The sequence below is a fragment of the Paenibacillus shenyangensis genome, assembly GCF_000346635.1.
In the GTDB taxonomy this organism is placed as follows: Bacteria; Bacillota; Bacilli; order Paenibacillales; family Paenibacillaceae; genus Saccharibacillus; species Saccharibacillus dauci.
Map to the genome: position 1 here is coordinate 1 of NZ_AOIG01000027.1, position 23,121 is coordinate 23,121.

19 protein-coding genes and 1 other annotated feature are annotated in these 23,121 nt (G+C 45.7%); of the genes, 15 read left to right on the forward strand and 4 right to left on the reverse strand.

The window, feature by feature from the left end; translation table 11 throughout:
* Positions 1-223 precede the first annotated feature (223 nt).
* From H065_RS26485 to H065_RS0120450, 9 genes are all read left to right on the forward strand, one after another.
* Positions 224-928 (forward strand): L,D-transpeptidase family protein, encoded by a 705-nt coding sequence (locus H065_RS26485; protein ID WP_017814943.1) that lies wholly within the window; start codon positions 224-226, stop codon positions 926-928.
* Positions 929-1,181: 253 nt separating this feature from the next.
* Positions 1,182-2,732 carry a tRNA (N6-isopentenyl adenosine(37)-C2)-methylthiotransferase MiaB gene (gene miaB, locus H065_RS0120415; protein WP_017814944.1) on the forward strand — a complete coding sequence of 517 codons (1,551 nt, stop codon included), beginning with the start codon at positions 1,182-1,184 and terminating at the stop codon, positions 2,730-2,732.
* 83 nt (positions 2,733-2,815) lie between these two features.
* The gene (locus H065_RS0120420) at positions 2,816-3,223 is read left to right on the forward strand and encodes a YlbF/YmcA family competence regulator (RefSeq protein WP_152425954.1); all 408 of its coding nucleotides are present in this window, start codon (positions 2,816-2,818) and stop codon (positions 3,221-3,223) included.
* A 126-nt stretch (positions 3,224-3,349) separates the two neighbouring features.
* Complete coding sequence (locus H065_RS27490) at positions 3,350-4,378, forward strand: GNAT family N-acetyltransferase (RefSeq protein WP_193746793.1); 1,029 nt, start codon at positions 3,350-3,352, stop codon at positions 4,376-4,378.
* A 119-nt stretch (positions 4,379-4,497) separates the two neighbouring features.
* Entirely contained in the window at positions 4,498-4,899 is a 402-nt protein-coding gene (locus H065_RS0120430; RefSeq protein WP_017814947.1) for a PaaI family thioesterase, read from the forward strand.
* 88 nt (positions 4,900-4,987) lie between these two features.
* Positions 4,988-5,767, forward strand: coding sequence for an NUDIX domain-containing protein (locus H065_RS0120435; RefSeq protein WP_017814948.1), 780 nt, complete (start codon positions 4,988-4,990; stop codon positions 5,765-5,767).
* Between the two features lie 52 nt (positions 5,768-5,819).
* Positions 5,820-6,359: a cysteine hydrolase family protein gene (locus H065_RS0120440; protein WP_017814949.1), complete on the forward strand. Its 540-nt coding sequence runs from the start codon at positions 5,820-5,822 to the stop codon at positions 6,357-6,359.
* A gap of 84 nt (positions 6,360-6,443) precedes the next feature.
* Positions 6,444-7,898, forward strand: coding sequence for a nicotinate phosphoribosyltransferase (locus H065_RS0120445; RefSeq protein ID WP_017814950.1), 1,455 nt, complete (start codon positions 6,444-6,446; stop codon positions 7,896-7,898).
* A 615-nt stretch (positions 7,899-8,513) separates the two neighbouring features.
* Positions 8,514-9,524 (forward strand): acrylyl-CoA reductase family protein, encoded by a 1,011-nt coding sequence (locus tag H065_RS0120450; protein ID WP_017814951.1) that lies wholly within the window; start codon positions 8,514-8,516, stop codon positions 9,522-9,524.
* 298 nt (positions 9,525-9,822) lie between these two features.
* Here H065_RS0120450 and H065_RS0120455 read toward each other — a convergent pair whose 3' ends face one another.
* Positions 9,823-10,335 (reverse strand): MogA/MoaB family molybdenum cofactor biosynthesis protein, encoded by a 513-nt coding sequence (locus H065_RS0120455; RefSeq protein ID WP_017814952.1) that lies wholly within the window; start codon positions 10,333-10,335, stop codon positions 9,823-9,825.
* Positions 10,336-10,355: 20 nt separating this feature from the next.
* Between H065_RS0120455 and H065_RS28355 the strand changes: the two genes are divergently transcribed.
* The 5 genes from H065_RS28355 to H065_RS0120475 all read left to right on the forward strand — a co-directional run bounded on the left by H065_RS28355 (position 10,356) and on the right by H065_RS0120475 (position 15,871).
* A complete protein-coding gene (locus H065_RS28355; protein WP_238558003.1) occupies positions 10,356-10,637 on the forward strand; it encodes a hypothetical protein in 282 nt (93 codons plus the stop codon).
* A gap of 117 nt (positions 10,638-10,754) precedes the next feature.
* Positions 10,755-11,795, forward strand: a complete 1,041-nt coding sequence (locus H065_RS0120460) for a CobW family GTP-binding protein (protein ID WP_017814953.1) — start codon at positions 10,755-10,757, stop codon at positions 11,793-11,795.
* 134 nt (positions 11,796-11,929) lie between these two features.
* Positions 11,930-12,277: a four-helix bundle copper-binding protein gene (locus H065_RS0120465; RefSeq protein WP_017814954.1), complete on the forward strand. Its 348-nt coding sequence runs from the start codon at positions 11,930-11,932 to the stop codon at positions 12,275-12,277.
* A 450-nt stretch (positions 12,278-12,727) separates the two neighbouring features.
* Positions 12,728-13,006 (forward strand) — a binding site (T-box leader).
* Positions 13,007-13,067: 61 nt separating this feature from the next.
* Complete coding sequence (gene argS / locus H065_RS0120470; protein ID WP_017814955.1) at positions 13,068-14,834, forward strand: arginine--tRNA ligase; 1,767 nt, start codon at positions 13,068-13,070, stop codon at positions 14,832-14,834.
* 125 nt (positions 14,835-14,959) lie between these two features.
* On the forward strand, positions 14,960-15,871 hold the full coding sequence (locus H065_RS0120475; protein WP_017814956.1) for an S-layer homology domain-containing protein: 912 nt from the start codon (positions 14,960-14,962) through the stop codon (positions 15,869-15,871).
* Between the two features lie 220 nt (positions 15,872-16,091).
* Here the strand turns inward: H065_RS0120475 and H065_RS0120480 are convergent, their stop codons facing one another.
* The gene (locus tag H065_RS0120480; RefSeq protein WP_017814957.1) at positions 16,092-17,288 is read right to left on the reverse strand and encodes an AI-2E family transporter; all 1,197 of its coding nucleotides are present in this window, start codon (positions 17,286-17,288) and stop codon (positions 16,092-16,094) included.
* Between the two features lie 353 nt (positions 17,289-17,641).
* Between H065_RS0120480 and H065_RS0120485 the strand changes: the two genes are divergently transcribed.
* Entirely contained in the window at positions 17,642-18,913 is a 1,272-nt protein-coding gene (locus tag H065_RS0120485; RefSeq protein ID WP_017814958.1) for a methyl-accepting chemotaxis protein, read from the forward strand.
* Positions 18,914-19,176: 263 nt separating this feature from the next.
* Here H065_RS0120485 and H065_RS0120490 read toward each other — a convergent pair whose 3' ends face one another.
* Entirely contained in the window at positions 19,177-21,285 is a 2,109-nt protein-coding gene (locus H065_RS0120490) for an ABC transporter ATP-binding protein (RefSeq protein WP_051058748.1), read from the reverse strand.
* Positions 21,286-21,312: 27 nt separating this feature from the next.
* On the reverse strand, positions 21,313-23,067 hold the full coding sequence (locus tag H065_RS0120495; protein ID WP_017814960.1) for an ABC transporter ATP-binding protein: 1,755 nt from the start codon (positions 23,065-23,067) through the stop codon (positions 21,313-21,315).
* Positions 23,068-23,121: the final 54 nt, after the last annotated feature.

Genomic DNA, 23,121 nt, shown 5'->3' on the forward strand with positions numbered 1-23,121 from the left:
CCTTTACAAAGGGTACAGTTTATTTATGAACTGCTGCTTTTTTTACAATTTGGATTAGAAAAGCAAAGCGCTGGTTCTGAATTCTATCAGCTGAAGAAAAATCGCTGATTTATTTCCAGACTAGTAATATAACTCGGCTTTTTGTAAGATGAAATCAAATACGGCTGTTATAATACATATACATTATCGTTACACCATATAGAAGAGTCAGGAGGTTGGGTAGATGAATTATCGTATCAAAGTTACCTTGCTGCTATCCATTCTGATGAGTTATATACCGGTTCAAGGGCAGGCAGACGCCTCAGCCCCTCTAAATGAAAGTCGATTATTTCAAAAGCTGGATCAGCTGCGTAGCGAACAGATGATTATCGTCACCGCAAGCCGTCAAAGCTCTACGGCAGGCAGACTGTATCTATATGAGAAGCAGACCGATGGCTGGCATCATCAAATCGGACCGATCCCGGTCGTATTGGGTCAAAATGGGCTTGGTAAAACAAAAGAAGGCGATGGGAAAACTCCTATTGGTACGTATACACTCGGTACGGCTTTTGGCAGCAGCTCTCTACCACCTGACGGGCTGAAGACCGATTACCGGACAGCAGGTGCAGATGACTACTGGGTTGATGCATCGAAGTCTCCAGATTATAACAGCTGGGTTGCTTATGAAGGGAATCCTGATGATCGTTGGTCTTCTTTTGAACGATTGAATAATCCATTATACAAACATGCCATGGTGATCAACTATAATACCGATCCGGCTCTACCCGGTAAAGGTAGTGCCATTTTCATGCATATCTGGCGTGCAGCAGACAAACCGACAGAAGGATGTATTGCCATGTCAGAGTTAAACCTGCTGAAGGTACTTACTGCTATAGATCCTGATAAGTCACCGAAAATCCGTATAGCAGTAGGAAACCAGATCTACTGAGGACATTCATTGCCAAGCTGCCCCCGGGTTCATTATAGACGGGCAACTTGCTCCGGTCATACGGATGATTCCTTGCTTTTTATAATGATACGGTCATGCTATAATTACAGTTAGTGCTTTTTTGTTTATGTCTGCAACAATCGATTAACATCCTTGATATTAGTCAGGCTGTGTTAAATGAGCGATAACATTTCATTTAGCATACTGCCTGTACACTCAGGAAATGTTCATGGTGGGGGAGTGACAGCATAGCATGTCAAAGCAAACAAAAGATTATTCCCAATATTTCGACTTCTCGGATGCCAAAGTCATCTCCGAAGATGAACATGGCAAAAAAATCCGCATTCGCGGACGCGAGATTCATATTATTTCCGAGCCCAATCAGCGCGAAGAGAAAAAGCGCGGCAAGCAGGAGACTCAGGTCATGTATGAAAATGCAGTTCCCGAGGAGCTTCGACAAATTGGTCTGGGCAAACACTATCTGGTCTATACATTTGGCTGTCAGATGAACGAGCATGATTCGGAGACGATCAAAGGTATGCTGGAACAAATGGGCTATCAGGCGACCGAGAGTCGTGAAGAAGCGGATATCATTCTGCTGAATACCTGTGCCATTCGCGAAAATGCGGAAGATCGTGTATTTGGCGAACTGGGTCACCTCAAAACCCTTAAGCTGGAGCGTCCGGGCTTGCTGCTGGGGGTATGCGGATGCATGGCGCAGGAAGAAGGTGTAGTCAACCGGATTATGCAAAAGCATAATTTTGTTGATATGATCTTCGGTACCCATAATATTCATCGTCTGCCGCAGCTGGTCCAGGGCGCACTGTTTAGCAAAGAAATGGTCGTCGAAGTATGGTCCAAAGAGGGCGATATCGTCGAGAATCTGCCGAAAAAACGTCAGGGTATGCGCGGCTGGGTAAATATTATGTATGGCTGCGACAAATTCTGTACGTACTGTATTGTTCCATATACCCGGGGTAAAGAGCGCAGCCGTCTGCCGCAGGATGTTATTGCGGAAGTACGCGAGCTGGCCCGTCAGGGATTCAAGGAAATTACACTGCTTGGCCAGAACGTTAATGCCTATGGCAAAGATCTGGAAGGCATGAATTATACGTTTGGCGATCTAATGGAGGATATTTCCAAAATCGACATTCCACGTGTGAGATTCACTACGTCACACCCGCGCGATTTTGATGATCGTCTGATTGAAGTGCTGGCTCAGGGTGGTAATCTGGTAGAGCATATTCATCTGCCGGTTCAATCAGGCAGTACGGAAGTGCTCAAACGAATGAGCCGCAAATATACGCGTGAGCGTTATCTGGAGCTGGCACACAAAATCTATAACTCTATTCCGAATGCGGTGCTGACAACCGATATTATTGTTGGATTCCCGGGAGAGACCGATGAACAGTTTGAAGAAACGCTGTCTCTGGTACGTGAAGTAGGCTTTGATTCTGCCTATACATTTATCTATTCTCCTCGTGAAGGCACACCAGCGGCCGGAATGGAAGACAATGTACCGATGGAAGTGAAAAAGGAACGTCTGCAGCGTCTCAACAGCACGATCAAGGAATACAGCCGTATCGGCAGTGAAAAGTTCCTCGGTCAGGTTGTAGAAGTGCTTGTAGAGGGTGCCAGCAAAAATAACGATCAGGTGCTGGCAGGACGTACCCGTACGAACAAGCTTGTTCACTTTGAAGGTTCAGAGGACCTGATTGGCGAATTTGTGCATGTACAGATTACCGATTCCAAATCGTTTTATATTAAAGGCGAGCTAGTCGCCGAGCCTGCAGCTATCGGCTGATCGACAGGCAGGAAAGGAGACTTGAACCGATGGAACACGAACATCATCATGAACAGGATTCAGCGGTCTCAAATATACCGGGTATGGACACCTCCGGGCTCTATATTCGTGAAGATATTATCGCCAAAACCCGTGAATTGTCAGATCTGATTGGCGGAAGTGAAGAGGTTGTTCATTTTCGAAAAGCAGAACAAATGATTCAGTCCCATGAACGGGTGCAGAATCTGATCAAGACGATCAAAAAGAAACAAAAAGAGATTGTAGCTTTTGAATCGCTCCGCAACGAAAAGATGGTTGCCAAGATCGAAGCGGAAATAACTGCTCTGCAGCAGGAGATGGATGATATACCACTGGTATCCGATTTTCAGGAAAGCCAGGTGGAAATTAACGATCTGCTGCAAATGGTAGTCTCCGCGATCTATGATACGGTATCCGAGAAAATCAATGTCGAGAGCGGCAAAGATTCACCTCCTTCGTCATGCGGCGATTAATACACTACCTGAGACGCGGAGCTTATGCCGCGTCTTTTTTATTCGTTCAGACCAGCCCTACTAGACATTTTGCGCCATTGTATTGATAAAAGGTATATCCATTACACAGAAAGAAGTGACCTGATTATGGAATCCTCCAATTATTCTAGCGGTGCTTTATCCATTCGTCTCAGGCAAGCGGACGAGCCATTGCCGCTTCCTCTTCTTTTAATAGGTAATCGGGCTTATGGATCTGTAGAACGGTATGCCGAGTACTGCCGTTGGTGGCTGGCAGAGTATGAGAACCGGATAATAGGTATATGCGGTATCCTCCAGCGAAGTACAGAAGAGTGGGAGATTGTGAACATGGCGGTCTCTCCGGAGTATTCACATCAAGAAATCGGCGGTCAGCTGCTGATAGAAGTACTGGATGCCCTGAGAGCTGCGGACGCCGGCAAAGTGACAGCAGGTATTCGCAGTTCCTGTGTAGATATGCTGGCTTTTTATCAAGAACATGGATTCCGGATGGTGGCAGTGGAACAGGATTATTTTGCCGGATTGGATCAGCAGCATGTGGGGAATAAGGTCTGCAGCTGTGATCGAATCATGATGGAGCGTGTGTGGCCGGATGCTGTGAAGCAGCGGAGACCGGTAGTCATGTCTCATTTTCATGCGAGTGTATCGATACGTATTGCCCAGATTCGCGACGCTGGTCCGTTGCTGCGCATGAAGAAGCGGCTGGATCAACAGACTACCTATATGCTGCTGGAACCAGGCGAGCGAATGATGAATGAAGCAGAGCAGAGGGATATGATTCGTTATGCTCTTCGAAGCGCTAATTCCAATATTTTTCTGGCAGAACGGGATGGGCAGATTATTGGCTATCTGGAAGCGATGGGCGGCAAAGTGTCCCGCAATCGACATAGCGCTTACGTTGTAATAGGCGTACTACAGGAATATGCCAACCGTGGAATTGGAAGACGATTATTCCAGACCATGTTGCAATGGGCACAGGATCGGGAGCTGCATCGTATTGAACTAACCGTACAATCTGCCAACGAGCGTGGCATTCATCTATATCGCTCACTTGGTTTTCGTATGGAAGGGATTCAAAAAAATGCATTACTCGTAGACGATCGATATGTGGATCTCATTCAGATGGGGCTACTTTTGTAGAATATTATTTTATGTAAAACAAGTACCAAGACTGCTATGTAGCAGTGAAATCCATTTATATCAGCTTCAATAATGGGGCGTTGATAAAATCACTATGGAACTAACAGGAGGAACGCCCGATGACACAGTGGGATGAAGTATTAAAAGCAAGTGAACAGATGTACTGGGGGCTGCTTGGCTGCCGATTGATCAAAAGTGAACTGGATCATATTACGATAGGACTGACAGCAACGTCACGTCACCTGAACCATATGCATATTGTTCATGGTGGTGTGCTGATGTCCATGATGGATCAGGCGATGGGAATGATGTCGATGGCACTGCAGGATGGACAGCCTTGTGTAACTACCAATATGAATACACATTTTGTACAGGCCATGACCGAAGGTGACCTGCTGGCTGAAGCTCGCGTTATTCACCATGCCGGACGCACAGTTACGCTGCAGGCTGAAGTGAAGGATGGCAATGGCCTGACTGGTGCTATTTCTACAGCTACTTTTATTGCAACTCGTCAGAAGTAAAATGGATCAGCAAATAAACGTTGACCTGCTTTCCACAATGAGTCATAATGATATTATCAAAAAGATAAAATGAACAGTGGTGATGAAAATGACCGATAACAGCAAGCAGCATATGTACGATGTCAAAAAGTACCGTACGCCCGATGGAGCGCCTGCCGATATTGTTATGTTTACACTGACTAAAAAAGAACGGAAAACATTTACCAAGACGCTTCCACTGCGGGAACTCAAGGTCATGCTAATCCGCCGCCGTTCCTGGCCATTTGCCGGAAAATGGGCATTGCCTGGCGGATTCTCAAGAGATACCGAATCTTTGTTTGAGACCGCCCAGCGCGAACTCAAGGAAGAGACCGGTGTCGATGCAGATGCGCGTCATCTGGAATATCTGGGTGTGTATAGCAAGCCTGGACGAGATCCACGCGGCTGGATTATCTCTCATGCCTTTTTTGCATTAGTAGAAGAAGAAATTCTAGAAAAACGCCAGGCTGCCGATGATGCAGAAGAAGTGGGATTGTTTACCATTGAAGAAGCATTAGAGCAGCTGGAACTGGGTTTTGACCATCGCGATATTATCCAGGATGCCTATCACCGGATTCAGGAGCAGATGCTTAGTACAGTAATAGCCAAGAAGTTTCTGCCACCAGAATTTACGCTGAGCGAATTGTATCAGGTAATCAAAGCAGTCGTGCCTGATTTTGAAGAACCGAACTTTATTCGTAAGATTACTTCGACACGAAGCCGTAAGGGGATTATTGAAGAGGTTCGTGATGAGCAGGGAAATCCGCTCAGCTCCAACCAGTATTCCCAGCGTCCGGCTCAGCTGTACCGGTTCACCGGTCTGATGCCGCGTTTGTCCATTTATTCCTGATCACTCACCGTGCTGTATATGAGCCGGTTGAATCCCAAAGGAGGCCTATCTGATGAAAGCCTTGATTGTAATTGATTACACAAATGATTTTGTGGATGGCAAGCTGCCTGTAGGACAGCCGGGTATTGATATAGAGCCAAAGATCGTAGAGCTGACGGAACAGTTCGTGAGGGAGGGCGAATGGGTAGTCATGGCAGTAGATCTGCATGACGAGAATGATTCATACCATCCTGAATCTTCTCTGTTTCCACCGCACAATATTCGGGGAACAACAGGACGCGATCTGTACGGACGCCTCAAGCAGGTGTATGAGCAGCATCAACAGCAGATCTATTGGATGGACAAAACGCGGTACAGTGCTTTTGCAGGGACGGATCTGGAAATGCAGCTGCGTCAGCGAAAGATTACCGAATTGCATCTGATTGGTGTCTGTACGGATATTTGCGTCCTGCATACGGCCGTGGATGCCTATAACCGCGGTTTTCAGATCACTGTGCATGAAGATGCAGTAGCAAGCTTCAATGCAGCCGGTCATGAATGGGCACTTGGACATTTTAAAGGTACGCTTGGAGCAAATGTGGTTAAAAGTTAATCATGCCGATTATTGCCCAATATGTGCAAGTATTCACATATCGGGCAATAGGGCAGGTATAACAAAAATGAGGTGAATGAACTGATGAAACAGCTGGGACTTGCTTTACATACGGATAAATATCAGATCAATATGATGTATGCGCACTGGATTAACGGAACTCATACGAAAAAGGCAGTATTTGAAGCCTATTTCCGCAAGCTTCCGTTTGGCAATGGATATGCCGTTTTTGCCGGTCTGGAGCGGATCGTTAACTATATCAATAATCTGACTTTCCATGAAGATGAAATTGCATTTCTGGCAGAACAGGAAGAAGAGTATGACACTCGTTTCCTGGATGAACTGCGTCAGTTCCGTTTTCATGGCAGCATATCTGCAATGAAAGAAGGAGCCATTGTTTTCGCAGATGAGCCGTTGATTCGAGTAGAAGGAACTATTCTGGAAGCACAGCTTGTTGAGACGGCGTTGCTGAACTTTATGAACTATCAAACGCTGATCGCAACCAAAGCTTCCCGCATCAAGCAGGTGGCCGGAGATGATATTCTGCTGGAATTCGGTACACGGCGAGCGCAGGAGGCTGACGCGGCAATCTGGGGCGCGAGAGCAGCATATATTGCCGGCTTCCATGGTACATCCAATGTATTGGCTGGTGCCAAATTTGGTATTCCTGCCAAAGGAACGCATGCGCACTCCTGGGTACAAAGTTTCGGCAATGAACAGGAAGCTTTTGATCGTTATGCGGCTGCACTGCCGGATGGCGTAACATTGCTGGTGGATACATTTGATACACTGGGCAGTGGAGTACCTCATGCGATCAAAACAGCCAAGGAGCTGGAAGCTCGTGGCAAAAAAATGAGTGCGATACGTCTCGACAGTGGTGACTTATCCTATCTGTCGATCCAGGCGCGTAAAATGCTGGATGATGCTGGGCTCTCCTATGTCAAAATTGTCGCTTCTAATGATCTGGATGAGAATACAATTCTGGATCTCAAAGCACAGGGCGCACAAATTGACACCTGGGGTGTAGGGACACAGCTGATTACAGCTTCGGATCAGCCGTCACTTGGCGGCGTATACAAGTTGGTAGAATGTGATATTGACGGTAAAATGCAGCCGGTGATCAAAATCTCGGCCAATCCCGAGAAAGTAACAACACCAGGCAGCAAAGATGTATACCGGATTATCAGTACTGGCAGCGGCAAGGCCATCGCCGATTATATCTGCTTCCCGAATGAGGATGAGCCGCGTGAAGGCAAACGCCTCAAGCTATTTAACCCGCTGCATCCTTATATTCGTAAATATGTATCGGATTATCAAGCGATCCCGATGCTGGAACCGGTATTCGTTGAGGGCAAGCAAGTCTATGAGCTGCCATCTCTGGATGAAATCAGAGCGTATCATCGTTCTCAACTGGAACAGTTCTGGCCGGAATATCTGCGCAAGCTGAACCCGGAGATCTATCGTGTAAATATCAGTCCCAAAGCGTGGGAAATGAAACAGAAACTGATTGCCGAGCATCTACCTCCGGAAGAAGCCTGAGCAGAAGCAGACAAGTAGCTATCATGCCTATTACTGGATAACTCGGTATGCAAACGGATGATAGCGTAAAAAAGATCTGGCATATGCATCACTTCGTAGTACATTATCTATTTTTTGCTGTTACCTTAATCACGTATCCAGATTATTGACAAAGCCTGTTTCTCGAAAGAGGAGCAGGTTTTTCTGTTTGAAGTATGATGATAATCGTTCACTTGCATCCTCTAATTAAAAGATCTGACTGGGCAGAAAAAGCAGCGTTCAATGGCAAAGCTATGTCTGTATAAGGCAATTTTCCCAATTGAAGCTTTATTGAAGTACTGTGCGAAACAAATTGTATTTTGTATTAGAGATACCTATTTTGGTTAAAGTACTCAAAGAGCGTACGTATGCATCATACTCATATAATCAGCTACTTGCTGCTCGATAAGCATTTCTGCGAATTCCTAATTCCGGTACGTTAACAGATTATATTGCAATAACAGCAGATTCTGTAGCAAGATAATTGACGTCTGGATCAAGCAACTATACTGGTATATGAGAAAGATTATAGGCACAGAGCAGCACATGAGCTACACTGCTTGGTAGATATAAGTACAACAGAGAGGATGGATCAGGATGGAACAGACATTTCGCGCATATGTATTGGAGAAACAAGGAGAAGAGGTAACAGGCTCGGTCCAGCAGCTGACTGCTGATCAGCTCCCAGAAGGAACCGTTACAGTCAAAGTAGACTATTCCGATGTTAACTATAAAGATGGACTTGCCAGTCGGGCGGATGGCAAAGTCGTGAATGAATATCCATTTGTACCGGGCATTGATCTGTCGGGAGAAGTCGTGGAGTCTTCGGACAGCGTATTCCAACCTGGAGACCAAGTGCTGTGTACCGGCTATAAGCTGGGTGTAAGCCACTATGGCGGTTACAGTGAATATGCCAGAGTCCCTGCAGAGTGGCTGGTTAAGCTTCCAGCAGGCCTGAGTGCAGAAGAAGCGATGATGATCGGTACAGCAGGGTTTACCGCTGCCATGTCTGTGGATGCTCTCGTGCAAGGAGGCGTACAGCCGCAAGATGGTCCTATCCTCGTAACCGGTGCGACCGGTGGAGTGGGGACGATGGCTGTATCTATTCTAAGTCGGTTAGGCTATGAAGTGCATGCTTCCAGTGGCAAGGCCGAGCAGAGCGATTGGCTGCAGAAGCTGGGAGCCAGCCAGGTAGTAGCAAGACAGGATACCGAACAACCTGTCAAAGGAGCGCTTGGTAAAACAGCCTGGGCAGGAATTATTGATCCTACCGGCGGAGCTGCACTTGGTGAACGGCTCAAGACGGTTAAATATCGTGGGGTTGTTGCTGTATCCGGTAATACGGCAGGCGTGAAATTTGAGAGCAGTGTATTTCCATTTATCCTGCGGGGTGTGCAATTAATCGGAATTGATTCGGTATTTTGTCCAGTAGATATTCGTCAGCGTATCTGGAATCATCTGGCAGGAGACTGGAAGCCCGAGACGGCACTGCAGCAGGGAGTCACTGTATACGATATGGAAGAGATTCCCCAGGCGCTGGCAACCGTACTGGCAGGTCAGGCAGTAGGCAGACAATTAATCCGTATTCATAATCAACCGGAAGCGTAATATTATTTGTATACAATGATAGCAGGACTTAATAATATGATTCTCCACTGAATATCCATATCGTTAGTGCATTTTGTTTGGACAATGTACAGGTGTTCATAATGATCAATTCGTATCACAATAGCAAAGCTAATAATGTATAACAAAACAGATAGGTGGATGTACAGCTACCCGATCATCGGTATAAACACTAATCATTCCGATGACCGGGTAGTGAATACATGCTTTCTTATCTGTTTTTGTGATTCAATCCTTTATTTGCTTGATAATTCTGATTATATTGCTTGAAATGTGCAATTTACTTTTTGTAAATCTCACGCATCACATGACCCAGTTCCGGCAAAATGATTCGCTCCATAGCGAGTTTGACCGCACCGCGTGAACCTGGCATGGAGAAGACGGCAGTACGTCCTATGGTTCCGGCAATGGCTCGGCTTAGAATAGCGGCGGAACCGATATCCTCAGCAAAACTCAAATAGCGGAAAATCTCGCCGAATCCCGGCAGCTCTTTGGTTAGCAGGCTTTGTACTGCTTCATAGGTTACATCGCGCGGAGCAATACCAGTACCGCCTGTCAGTAGAATCGCTTCAACCTCTTCACGTTCGGCATGATTATGCAGCAGCTCACGAATCTCCTGATAATCATCCTGGACAATCCGGTAATCCACCACCTGATAGCCGTGTTCTGTCAGCAGATGTTGAAGTAACTGACCGCCTGTATCCGTCTCGGGAGTACGTGTATCGGAGACGGTGATTACCATACATTTAACAGTATCCGGGGCTTCTGCCCGGTGTTCATCTACAGATCGCATAAGTGGATCAGCTCCTTTATTTGGATCATATAACATTCTCCTATGAAATGGATATATGGATAGATAAGTACGGAAAAACTGGCTGCCAAACAGCTCTTTTATTTTATCATATCCAACCTGTTTACCGCATGGTTGTACAATTGTCCGGAATTTGTATAGGTTTTGCCAATATCCATAAGAGAAGCAATCTTTCAGCTAGCCCATTCTGGATACAAAATAAGCAGATGTATTCAATTGCAGGTTATTTGCTTTATAATATTTATCAGCTGTTTATTTCAAGACTGCATCCTATGATTAATTAGGGCAGCTGATATATAGCAGAACAAGAATAATGTATCCCATGATGACTATAAGTTACCTTGATAAGGATATAACAGAGTATAAGGATAAGCTTATTATCCAATTAATGGAGGTTGACGATGACAACACCTGTATATATTTTATCCGGATTTTTAGGTAGCGGTAAGACGACATTATTGCAGCAAATGCTGCAAACCTGGCGTGATGAAGGCCAGACGCCAGCGGTAATCATGAATGAGATTGGTGATGTGAATCTGGATGGTATGATGCTGGACCAGGATATAGCAATGGCTGAACTGCTGAGCGGATGTATCTGCTGTTCGAACCGGGTGGATCTGGGACTGGAACTGTATAATCTAATGCAGAATGAACAGCCGGATATGATCGTGATCGAAGCTTCCGGTGTTGCGAATCCTATTGAGATTCTCGATGTGGTTACCGAGATTGCTCTCTATAATCCATTAGAGCTACGCAATCTGATTACAGTAGTGGATACTGCCCATCTATGGCAGCTATACCAAGACCAACAGGGCAAGACGTATCGACTCATGCAGGAACAGATTCGGTCAGCATCCCTGCTTATTCTTAACAAAAGTGATCTGGTTAGTCCCGAGCAGCTGGAGCAGGTACAGCATATTGTACGTGGCTGGAATGCGTATGCTCCTGTTCATGTCGCTGTACGCTGTGAGGTGGATCGTTCGTATTACGAGCAGGAAGGTGCTTCGCTTAGCAGTGAACAGCGTGCAGATACTGTCACTGAACATGATGTACAAAACTGCGCAGTATGCAATTCTTCAGAATCGGAAGATTCAACAGATCATGACACAATAGAGGGGAATAATGGGCATCAGCATATGCATCATTCCCATGAACATGTAATGGTCTATACGCATCATTTCCAGAATCCGATCAACAGTGAAGAATTTGAAAAGATCATTGCGCAGCTGCCAACCGAAGTATATCGTGCCAAAGGGATCCTGACGTTCAGTGATACTTCAAGCCGTTTCTTATTCCAATATGCCTATCGCCAGATGGATTTTATGAAAACCATACCACAAAAACCCATCCCGGATGTCGCCGTATTTATTGGAGAATACTTTGATAAGCAACAAATACAGGAACAATTGCTGACACTGGAGCGTCAAGCTGCGGAATCCTGATTATACCTTCGTTTCAATTTTGCCTGTCCCGGGGTAATAGTTCAATAACCAAACGCTGAGGCCGGACAACGGCGCCTAAATAAGCTGGCTTACACCACGTTTACCAAAATAGAACTACTCGGGAGGCTATTATTATGTCAACACTACAACAATATCATTCGTATATCGAGGCATGTGTAGAAGCAATGAATGCCTGCAATATTTCCTATATTTCCAACCTCAAGGAATATGATCTGGAGAAGCTGTGTGATTGCATTCGTATCAATCGGGATTGTGCAGAGATCTGCTCCTTTACAGCGCAGGCATTGAGTCAGGGAAGTATCTTCGCTGCCGAAATCGCCGAAGTATGTGCCAAAGCTTGTGAAGCATGCATCGACGAATGTCAGAAGCATCCACAGACACATTGTCAGGAATGTGTGCAGGCATGCCGTCGCTGTGCTCAAATGTGCAGAGAACTGATGGAGATGAAAGTTCCTGTATAAATGAACAGAGTTGTCTACATAGGAGTGTGCGTTTTCTGAGAGACAACACCTCAATGATACAACCGGAAGATTGATTCTTTTTCCTTCTGATTCCAATCGCTTGGTCTTGAGATTTACTGGATAGAGTAGACAGGACAGAAGCTCAATATTTGTATATAATTTGAATATTAAAAGCTGCTATCCCCATAGATAGCAGCTTTTTGTATGTAAAAAGCCAAGTAAATACAATCGAAAATGAAGTGGAGAAACAACACGGCAAACAAGCTATTGGAGAGTTGGATAAAATAAAAGTATCTTTTGGCGGGTCATCAACTAATGGTAATCCATCTGAAATTCAAAAATGGTTTTCAAAAAAGAATTGCAAAAAAAGGTTGCTTGTCTGCAGGTTGCCCGATATAATACTGCTAACTTGCATATCATTATGCTGAATAGTTATTTCACCAAATTACATAAAAGTCTATGAACAGGAGAGTAGGTACAGTCTACATTCTTCAAGCGAGCCGGGATGGTGGGAGCCGGTAGAATGCCTTTGCCGAAGCGCACCTGTGAGATGATCCGCCCAAAGCAGCAGTATGCCATAGAGCAAAATGCTGTGCATAGGCGAATCCGGTCCGACACCGTTATCGTATTCGAGTGACAATCTGGGATCTGATGGATAATTATCCGTATGATGCCGATTGTACCAAGAGTGGTACCGCGGGAACAGCAATCGATGCTCTCGTCTCTTAAGCTTTGGCTTGAGGGACGGGAGTTTTTTGATATGTACAAGATTAAAGGGAGTGGACAAAGGATGAGTACAGTAGGATTGTTTATGGAAGAAGCCTCACAAATGTTGCAAAAGGTTACCGATATCGATACAACCGAGCTGACCCGGCTGCTGGAGACGCCCCCATCGGTGGCGATGGGAGATTTGGCTTTTCCATGTTTTACTCTGGCCAAATCCTGGCGTCGCGCTCCGCAGCAGATCGCTGACGAATTGTGTAGCCGGATCAGTGAACTGCCGGACTATGCACATATCCGTGTATCGGCTGCCGGCGCATACATGAATATGCATTGGGATCGTACACAGTGTAGCACAACACTGCTGGAACAGATTAGTAAAGAGGAGCATTATCAGCTTCAGACCGGTAAAGGGCAACGTATTATTATCGATATGTCCTCACCCAATATCGCGAAGCCGTTTGGAGTCGGGCATCTGCGTTCTACGGTGATCGGCGCCGCCCTATATCGCATCTATCATGCTGCCGGATATGAGCCGGTACGTGTCAATCATATTGGCGACTGGGGAACCCAGTTTGGTAAGCAGATTACTGCGCATTTGCGGTGGAGCGATCCGGTACAGATGGAGCAGAATCCGATCGGGGAAGCACTTCGTGTATACATCAAATTCCATGATGAGGCAGCAGAGCATCTGGAGCTGGAGGATGAAGCACGGGACTGGTTCCGCAAGCTTGAGAATGGCGACGCCCAGGCGCTGGAATTATGGCGTTATTTTGTAGATGTGAGTATGGCTTCACTGGATCGGATGTATGAGCGCCTTGGTGTGGAATTTGATGCTGTACTGGGCGAGAGCTTTTATAATGATAAAATGCCTGCAGTCGTGGATCGGCTGCGCGAGCTGAATCTGCTGGAAGAAAGTGATGGAGCCTTGGTAGTTCGTCTGGATGAGCAGGATATGCCTCCCTGCCTGATTATCAAATCCGATGGTACAACTATCTACCCGACTCGTGATCTGGCGACAGCTATTTACCGCAAGGAAGTGATGGAGGGCGATCGTCTCGTATATGTCGTCGGTGGAGAGCAGACGCTGCATTTTCGTCAGGTGTTTGCTGTACTGCGCAAAATGGGCTTTGATTGGGCAGAAGATTGCATACATGTGCCATTTGGTCTGATGAAAGTAAATGGCAAAAAAATGTCTACACGCAAAGGGAAAGTTGTATTTCTGGAAGAAGTGCTGGATGAGGCAGTACAGCAGGCAGCACGTATTATCGAGGAGAAAAATCCTGATTTGCCGAATAAGGAAGAAGTTGCCCGGCAGGTCGGCGTAGGTGCTATCATTTTTAATGATCTCAAAAACAATCGTCAAAATGAAATTGATTTCTCGCTGGAAGAAGCCGTGAGCTTCGAAGGAGAGACCGGACCTTATGTACAGTATGCCTATGCCCGGATTCAAAGTATTCTGCGACGTGCTGCGCAAAATGCGCCGACTCCCGAACTGACGGCAGATGCAGTGACAGATCCGTCACTGGATCAGGTCGACTCCGAAGCTGTTGTGGAAGAACCATCCGGTTGGACGGATAGTGCCTGGGAGCTGCTCTGTCATCTTGCCAGTTATGACAGTGAACTGGAACGGGCAGTTCGTCTGCATGAGCCATCGATCATGGCCAGATATGCACTTCAGACTGCGAGATTATTCAATCAATTTTATAGTCATAATCGTATTCTGGATGGTTCGCCTGCCTGGCGTGAACAGCGCCTGGAACTGAGCCGCCGGACAGGAGAGTATCTGGCTCGATTAATGGAATTGCTCGGTATGAAAGCTCCACAGCAAATGTAAGACTTGAAGAGGTACGCAACCATTTGGTCCTGCCCTGCGTCTGTGATAGTGAAGGTTCGCCGGAAAATAGGTTTTCCCGGTATATCAAAGATTAACCTGATTATCTATATGATGGAGGGATTACAATGTGGAATTCGAAAAAGAAAGCAGCAGCATTGCTGGCATTATCCTGTGCACTTGCAGGCAGTGGAGTAGCTGCAGCAGCAGCATTCTCTGATGTGCAAGGTTCCAATAACCAGTCGATCGTCAGTTCTTTGCAGGAAAAAGGAATTATTAATGGGGTGACAGCTACCCAGTTCAAGCCCAATCAGCAGTTGACCCAGCCGCAGGCGATTCAGATGCTGGTGAATGCATTTGATATGAAAGGTCCCGAGACTGCTTCCGGACAAGTATGGTATACACAAGCCGTAGCAGCTGCTCGTGCCAATGGTCTATCTATTCCGGCCAATCTCAAAGCTTCCGAGCCTGTAACCCGTGAACAGTTCGCGATCTGGCTGCATCAGGCGATTGATAAGACCGGACAGTATCCAGCGACTATGATGATGGTTGTTTTCCAAGACCAGAAAAGCATTAGCAAAGAAGCTTCCAATGCGATTCAGAATCTGGTGAATATGAATGTGATACCACGTAGTTCTGTAGGGCAGGAGTTCAAGCCCAAAGCAGCTATTACACGTATGGATGCCGCTACCTGGGTATACAGTGCAGTTGAAATGGTAGAGCGTCATAAGCAATTACAATCGGGTGACGATACTAGCACTTCACCACAACCATCGGAAGGTGAACAAATGGGGACTACTCCTGAAATGGGCATCAGCAGCACAGCAGATGGCAAACAAAAAGTTACGCTGCATGTTGAACTGCCAAATCCCGGTTACAATCTGAAGATTGATAATGTTAAACTGACTGACGACAAGCGGGCAATCATCAGCTATTCCCTGCAACAGCCAGAGCCGGGGATGATGTATCCACAGGTGATTACCGAAGGGACCGCTGCAACTATTATTCCAGCAGGTTATACACCTGAACTGGCCAAATAAGAAGCAGTCGATAAAGAAATAGAGATAATCCAATATGGTGAGTATCACAAAAAAACCTTGAAGAGCCATTATGCTCCTCAAGGTTTTTTGTGATGCTCATATTACGAATAGAACGTATAATTCATTGATTCTCTTTTTTAAACCTATTAGCCTGGTTATGGAAAACGTATCAAAAATGATAAAGAAGTAAAATCAATAACAAAGATACGTCGAACGAATACTACTTTTTCACATCTACTTCTACAGTAGGTTCGGTAACTTTGTCGGTCTCATAGAGATTGGAACTTACTTTGAGCCAGTCGAATAGATGGGTAACCAGCACTTTGAGTACAGCATAGCCAGGTACAGCCAGCAGGATACCAATCACACCAAACAGATTACCTGATGTCAAAATAACGAAAATGATCGTAATCGGATGAATTTTGAGTGATTTACCCATAATCTGCGGAGAAATCAGTTTACCTTCAATCAATTGCACGATCGTCCAGACTGCGACCATTTTGAGCAGCATGATAGGCGAAGTGACCAGCGCTACAATCAATGCGGGTGTAATGGCGATAGCTGGACCAAGATAAGGCACAATACTCGTAAAGGAAGCGATAACCGCCAGAATCAATGCGTAATCCATGCCGATAATATTGTAGCCAATATACAGCAGAATACCGATACAGAAGCTGACGATAATCTGTCCACGAATATAAGAGCTTATCTGATGATTCATTTCGGACATGACTTTAGATGTCTGATCACGTAGTCCTACAGGAATGAACTTCAGAATATACCGAGGCAGGTTATGGCCGTCCTTGAGCAGATAAAACAGAATAAATGGCACGGTCACGATCGAGACGATAACTTCTGTCAATGTTCCGAGGAAACCGCCAATCCCCGAGAATGTATGGATAAATCCGCTCACGCCGCTCCCGGCAATAGCTGCCCAGCGTTCTGACAGGGACTGAGCCAGTTCATTTGGATTAATGTTGGTAGATTGTTGCAGCTGTTGGAACACATCGCCGCCCAGCCAGTACTGAATCTGATATACAGTCTTGTCGTATAACGTTGGAATACTGATAATGAGTTCTTGTATTTGCTTCTGAATCACAGGAATTACAAGACTAACAATCAGCACCAGAATGCCGATAATAAGAATGTATAGCATAATAATGGAATAAATGCGTTTTATTTTGTATTTCTCCAGCAAATTCACGATGGGATTAAGCAAATAAAATAGAATGCCGCTGAGAATAATAGGCAAAATGACAGTCTTTACAAGTACAATAAGCGGCGTAAACACATACGGGATTTTGGATAATACAAAAATATTCAGTGAAATGAGTAGTAGTACGAATAAAAAGATAACAAAGCGATTGTTCAGAAAAAATAATTTGAATCGCTCGCTCCAGATTCTGGTGCGTTCCATGTGCAATTTCATCTCCTTTAACTTGAGTTCCTGTATACATGATCTGGATTGGTATAATACTTAGCATAGCTTCCGCAGAGGAAGAGAGCAAGCAGGCAACTTCGTAAAGCATCAGATTAGAATATATATTAACAAAAGGAAAAGCAGATTCACTATGAAAATAGTTCTTTAGGCCTTGATTTAAGTATGAGTCTATGACTTTTATCATAACAAGTAATTTATCTTTTTGCTAAAATTTAAATTAATAAGTATTTAATGAATATGGTAATAATTACAAGATAGATTGAATTTTCGCCTATTCAGCATTTATTCCAACTTATAATTACTCAAATTCTGAAGCTATGGGGTGCAGTATGAAATTATCACTGGGTTCGAAGCTGGTCGCAAGCTTTATTGCAGTCTCTATTATTACTTACGGTACAAGCGCTTTCTTTATTTTTTATCTGAAGTCGTTTCTGGCATCAACAATGAGCGATTGGCTCTATGTATCGATTATTTTGCTGCTCGGCATTACCTGGAGCGGTATACTTGGTTATATTATTTCCCGTCTGCTGACCCGCCCGATTGTTAATCTGTCGCGCGCTGCAGAGCGTGTATCGGCAGGGGATCTGACAGTCGATATTCCAGAACGACGTGAAGAAGACGAGATCAAAGTTCTCAACGATGCTTTCCGCATGATGGTAACGAATATCAAGGATATCATTAACGATATTGCGCACAGTACAAGTACCACATCACAGAATGCCGATTATCTGACGGGATCGATCAATGAAGCTACCCAGCAGATCGAATCTCTGTCTACTATTGCTGACGAAATCTACAAAGGGGTCCAGCAGCAGCGCAAGTCTACTGAGACGTCGCTGCAGACAGCCGAGCAGATGCTTGGTTCTTTTCAGGAGATGCGCGATAAGTCTTCCCATATGATGAATCTATCAGGGACGATGGAGAAGTCTGTGCATTCCACCCAGCATATCTTTGCCTCGCTTAAAGAAGGCATGAGTACGTTATCCGAATCCCAGGCCCAAGCAGAAAATACGATTCGTCTGCTGGATAATCAGGCTTCCGATATTGGGGCAGTTACCGGTACAGTCAAAGGACTGGCAGAGCAGACTCATCTGCTGGCACTAAATGCTTCAATAGAAGCAGCGCATGCGGGTGAGCATGGAGCAGGGTTTGCCGTTGTGGCTACAGAGATTCGCAAGCTCGCCGAACAAAGTAATGATTCGGCGCAGCGTATTCACTCCCTGATCGGTGCTGTACAGACACAGATTCATGACACCGTGCAGTTGATTCACAGCCAGAATGAGCTTGTACGCCAGGAATCTACGCATACCATGCAAGTAGAAGAGACGCTGCAGCAATTTGCCGGCGTGGTCGATGAGTTGATGTCCGAGGTGCAGCAGATGGAAGGCTCCATTTCCAAGCAGACTGATCGGGTCGAATTGACCTACCAGAACGTCAACACGATCCGTGAAATGGCAGATCGTTTCTATGAAGGAGCCAAACAGATCTCCACAGCTACTCATGAAGAGACAGCTATTATGGAAGAAATCTCTTCTTCTTCGGAGGAGCTCAGCACGATGACGAATCGATTGCTGCAAAAGACCAAAGTATTCACTGCCTGACGCTCCTAACAAATGGCAGACTGTTGATGCAAGCTGTAGAGTCAGTGGTGGTTATAGACGGATCTCTATGGCAATCCTGTTATTATTAGTGTGTATGTTGGTATCTGCATAAAGTGAAAAGACCTGAAATCCCTCATGGGGTCTCAGGTCTTTTTTGTATATCATCTAAGTTGGATGAACAGCAGCCAGTCTATTACACGTAACTAGGGTGCTATATTCTGGTAAATAAAACGTTACATAATTGTTCCATCACACTTATGAGATTAAATAGTACGACCAGCCAATCCTGCAGGAACAGGATCTTCATCCTTTGCAGGACGTAATCCATTCTCCGGAATACTGCTGGAACTGCTGCCTGTCTGCATATGATACATCTGACGATATCGTCCATCAATCTCCATCAGTTCATCATGCGAACCTCGTTCCACAATCTCTCCGCGGTGCAATACGAGAATCTGGTCGGCACTGCGAATCGTAGACAGACGATGGGCGACGATAAAGGTGGTACGGCCTTTTTTGAGAACCTCCAGTGCGGATTGAATCAGCGCTTCGGTCTCGGTATCAATATTGGCGGTAGCTTCATCCAGGATCAGGATCGCTGGATCATAAGCGAGCGCACGGGCAAAGGAGATCAGCTGACGTTGTCCGGCAGACAGTGTGCTTCCTTTTTCTACGACAGGTTCATCAAAGCCCTTGGGCAGATCGGATAGGATCTTGTCAGCTCCAACTTTGCATAGTGCACGTTCTACCCGTTCACGGCTGATCTTCTCATTATCAAGACTGACATTGGAAGCAATCGTACCAGTGAACAGATAAGGGTCCTGCAAAACGATACCCATATGCTGCCGTATCCACTGTTTGGGCAGATCACGTACATTTTGTCCATCGATCGTAATGGTTCCCTGTTGGGGATCATAGAACCGGAACAGCAGATTGATAATGGAGCTTTTCCCTGAGCCGGTATGACCAACGAGAGCAATCGTCTGACCCTGTTTGGCTTCGAAATTGATATCTTTTAGAACGGGAGTCACTTTATAGGCAAAAGTAACATTTTTGAACTGAACATTTCCTTTGTAGCGTGGCATAGAGCCATCAGTGACCTGCTCGCCTTTTTCATCCATCAGCTCAAATACGCGTCCGGCGGATACCATGGACAGATCCAGCGAAGCCAGCTGATTGACGATACCGGTCATTGGTTGGAACAGGCGACCCAGTACATCGACAAAGGCATACAGCACACCAAGCGAGATCGCACTATCCAATCCGCCAAGTGCTGCCGAACCAAAATACCATAGTACCAAGGCAAATGTCAGATTACGCAGTACATTGACCAGATTATGAGACGTCAGGGAGTTGAGACGCAGCATTTTGTTCTGATAGAACAAATAGTCATTATTCAGCTGCTCGAACTCTTCCTGGGTTTGCTTTTGTTTGCGGAAAATACGAATGATCGACATTCCCTGAATGGATTCATTGATGATCGCGTTGATCTCGCTCAGCCGGGAACGGATTACCGTATTATACTTGGTCGCTACCCGGCGATACAGATAGATCCAGCCGATCAGCAGTGGAACCAGGAACAGACAGATCAGTCCCAGCCGGAAGTCCAGAATGAACATGGCTACATAGACACCGAGCATATAGACAGCACCAGAGCTAAAGTTGGATAATACCGCTACAAACAGATCTTTGACTGCTTCGGTATCATTGGTTACGCGGGATACGACTTTACCTGCAGGCAAATTATCGAAAAAAGGTACTGGCAGCCGCTGAATATGAGCATACAGATCAAGACGCAACTCTTGAATAACCTTGTTGGCTGATGATTGCAGCCAGTAAGTTTTGCCGAATTCCGTAATAATGGTAATTAGCAAGAAGATAAAGTAAAGACCGATCAATTTGTAAATACTCGGCAGCTCTGGTTGGTAGAAGCCGAATAGCTCTCCAGCAGATAGCGGAACTGCCGGATAGAAAGCTTCATGGCCCTGTGCATCACGTATAGTCAGCGTACCGTCGGCATAACTTTTCTCACCGGCGGTATTGTCCATCGGACCTTCAATAAAGTAGAAGGTAGGACCACTTTGCACGACATGAGCTTCGGTACCACGAGCTTCACCGACTGCCCAGAAACCTTCACGTTTATAATATTTGCCGTTATATTCGGCGGTATGTTCACCGGCAGTCGTCTCATAAAACGGCTGCTCAATCGCAAACATATGATTATCAATAATATTTTTGGCGATAAAAGGGCCGGCCAGTTCGGCGCCTACACCAATCACCAGCATGATTAATGCGACGATAAACGTCTTTTTGGCTCGCAGTGCATAGCGGTACAGCCGTTTGGTAATCGTTTTGTTATCCAGCTTTGTCATCGGCTGTTCATAATCTTGTGTCTCCAATTAAGACACCTCCCCATCCAGGGAATTCGCCACCTGCTGCCGTTCGGACTGCTCACGGTACCAGCCACCTGCTTTGAGAAGCTCGGTATGGGTTCCCTCTTCAATAATTTTGCCCCGATCCAGAACCACAATATGATCGGCGTGTTCTATAGCAGACAGACGATGTGTCGCGATTAGCGTTGTTTTGCCTGTACGTTTGGTACGGATATTTTCTATAATGCGTGCTTCGGTACGCGCATCGACAGCCGAAAGTGCATCATCCAGAATCAGAATCTCGGGTTCGGCGATAAAGGCACGAGCCAGGGAGACACGCTGTTTCTGACCGCCTGACAGGGCTACACCACGTTCACCGACAATGGTCTCCAGACCATCCGGGAATGTGTGCAGATCCGTATCAAAGGCTGCTGTATGAATAGCATTCATAATTTCTTCGTCACTGGCATCTGATTTACCAAAGCGAATATTATTGCGTACACTCCGGGAGAACAGAATTTGTTCCTGCGGAACATAACCCAGCCAGCTGTGCAGCTGATCTTTGGCAATATCCTGAATCGGTACACCACTGATGGACAGCTCACCGCTGCCAGCCGGGTATTCATGCAGTAGCTGCTTGAGCAGAGTAGACTTGCCGCTGCCTGTACGTCCGACTACGCCGAGTGTCTCTCCGGCACGAATCTTAAGCGAGACATGCTGAAGATTATCTACAGTAGAGGTAGGGTAGCAGAATGTAATATCATTAAATTCAATCATTTGCGGATGCTTAACTACTACCGGTGAAGGAATATCCTGAACATCCGGCTGGACAGCTAGCGTCTCATTTACCCGATCGAGAGACGCATTACCACGCTGCATAATATTGATTAATTCACCAATAGCAAACATCGGCCAGATCATCATCCCGAGATAAATATTAAATGAAACCAGATCACCGAGTGTCAGCTCATTGTGGAACACCAGATAGATACCGAATCCAAGACCGATAATATAACTAAGTCCGACAAACAGACGAATCGTCGGTTCGAATAATCCATCTACCATCGCTACAGCGAGATTTTTGCGATAAACGTCATTGGTAATACGCTCAAACCGTTTCTCATCCTGGCGTTCCTGTACATAAGCACGGATAACACGTACACCAGCGATTGATTCCAGAACCTGATCATTCATATCACCAAAAGCATCCTGTGCCAGTGTATACCGTGCATGTACTACCTTGCCGTAAATAGCCATGGAAATAGCAATAAATGGAAGTGGCAAAATGGCAGCGAGTGTCAGTTTCCAGCTAATCAGAATGCCCATCGCCAGCAATACAGTCAACAGGTAAACGGTGGAATCAGTCAATGTCAGCATACCGAATCCGACTGTCATTGCAACTGAACGAAGATCATTGGTCGCCCGTGCCATCAGATCACCTGTGCGGCTCCGTTCAAAAAATGGTGGAGTCATACGTAGCAGATGTGCCATAAAACGGGTCCGCAGCAGCCGTTCAACCAAGTTCGAGCCACCGAATAGACTATGCATCCATACATAAGTAACTCCATAAATAACAATCAATGTGCCTACAATAGCCGATGAATAGTAAATCAATGACTGATAGGTAATTGAGCCACTGGAAATCCGATCAATGGCATCTCCCAGCAGTTTGGGCGGAATCAGCTCCAGTACTCCGACACCCGCAAGCATTAGAATACCGATAATATAACGCTTACGTTCCCGGTGGAAAAACCAGCCCAGATTTTTTAAAACAGCGAACATGCCATCACTACCTTTCCGATGCATACCTTATATGCATAATAGGATCTAGCTAAT

What these genes read in the sequence shown, in the direction of transcription:
- H065_RS26485 (WP_017814943.1), top strand. Translation starts at nt 224, where the DNA reads ATGAATTATCGTATCAAAGTTACCTTGCTGCTATCCATTCTGATGAGT.
- miaB (WP_017814944.1), top strand. Translation starts at nt 1,182, where the DNA reads ATGTCAAAGCAAACAAAAGATTATTCCCAATATTTCGACTTCTCGGAT.
- H065_RS0120420 (WP_152425954.1), top strand. Translation starts at nt 2,816, where the DNA reads ATGGACACCTCCGGGCTCTATATTCGTGAAGATATTATCGCCAAAACC.
- H065_RS27490 (WP_193746793.1), top strand. Translation starts at nt 3,350, where the DNA reads ATGGAATCCTCCAATTATTCTAGCGGTGCTTTATCCATTCGTCTCAGG.
- H065_RS0120430 (WP_017814947.1), top strand. Translation starts at nt 4,498, where the DNA reads ATGACACAGTGGGATGAAGTATTAAAAGCAAGTGAACAGATGTACTGG.
- H065_RS0120435 (WP_017814948.1), top strand. Translation starts at nt 4,988, where the DNA reads ATGACCGATAACAGCAAGCAGCATATGTACGATGTCAAAAAGTACCGT.
- H065_RS0120440 (WP_017814949.1), top strand. Translation starts at nt 5,820, where the DNA reads ATGAAAGCCTTGATTGTAATTGATTACACAAATGATTTTGTGGATGGC.
- H065_RS0120445 (WP_017814950.1), top strand. Translation starts at nt 6,444, where the DNA reads ATGAAACAGCTGGGACTTGCTTTACATACGGATAAATATCAGATCAAT.
- H065_RS0120450 (WP_017814951.1), top strand. Translation starts at nt 8,514, where the DNA reads ATGGAACAGACATTTCGCGCATATGTATTGGAGAAACAAGGAGAAGAG.
- H065_RS0120455 (WP_017814952.1), bottom strand. Translation starts at nt 10,335, where the DNA reads ATGCGATCTGTAGATGAACACCGGGCAGAAGCCCCGGATACTGTTAAA.
- H065_RS0120460 (WP_017814953.1), top strand. Translation starts at nt 10,755, where the DNA reads ATGACAACACCTGTATATATTTTATCCGGATTTTTAGGTAGCGGTAAG.
- H065_RS0120465 (WP_017814954.1), top strand. Translation starts at nt 11,930, where the DNA reads ATGTCAACACTACAACAATATCATTCGTATATCGAGGCATGTGTAGAA.
- argS (WP_017814955.1), top strand. Translation starts at nt 13,068, where the DNA reads ATGAGTACAGTAGGATTGTTTATGGAAGAAGCCTCACAAATGTTGCAA.
- H065_RS0120475 (WP_017814956.1), top strand. Translation starts at nt 14,960, where the DNA reads ATGTGGAATTCGAAAAAGAAAGCAGCAGCATTGCTGGCATTATCCTGT.
- H065_RS0120480 (WP_017814957.1), bottom strand. Translation starts at nt 17,288, where the DNA reads ATGGAACGCACCAGAATCTGGAGCGAGCGATTCAAATTATTTTTTCTG.
- H065_RS0120485 (WP_017814958.1), top strand. Translation starts at nt 17,642, where the DNA reads ATGAAATTATCACTGGGTTCGAAGCTGGTCGCAAGCTTTATTGCAGTC.
- H065_RS0120490 (WP_051058748.1), bottom strand. Translation starts at nt 21,285, where the DNA reads ATGACAAAGCTGGATAACAAAACGATTACCAAACGGCTGTACCGCTAT.
- H065_RS0120495 (WP_017814960.1), bottom strand. Translation starts at nt 23,067, where the DNA reads ATGTTCGCTGTTTTAAAAAATCTGGGCTGGTTTTTCCACCGGGAACGT.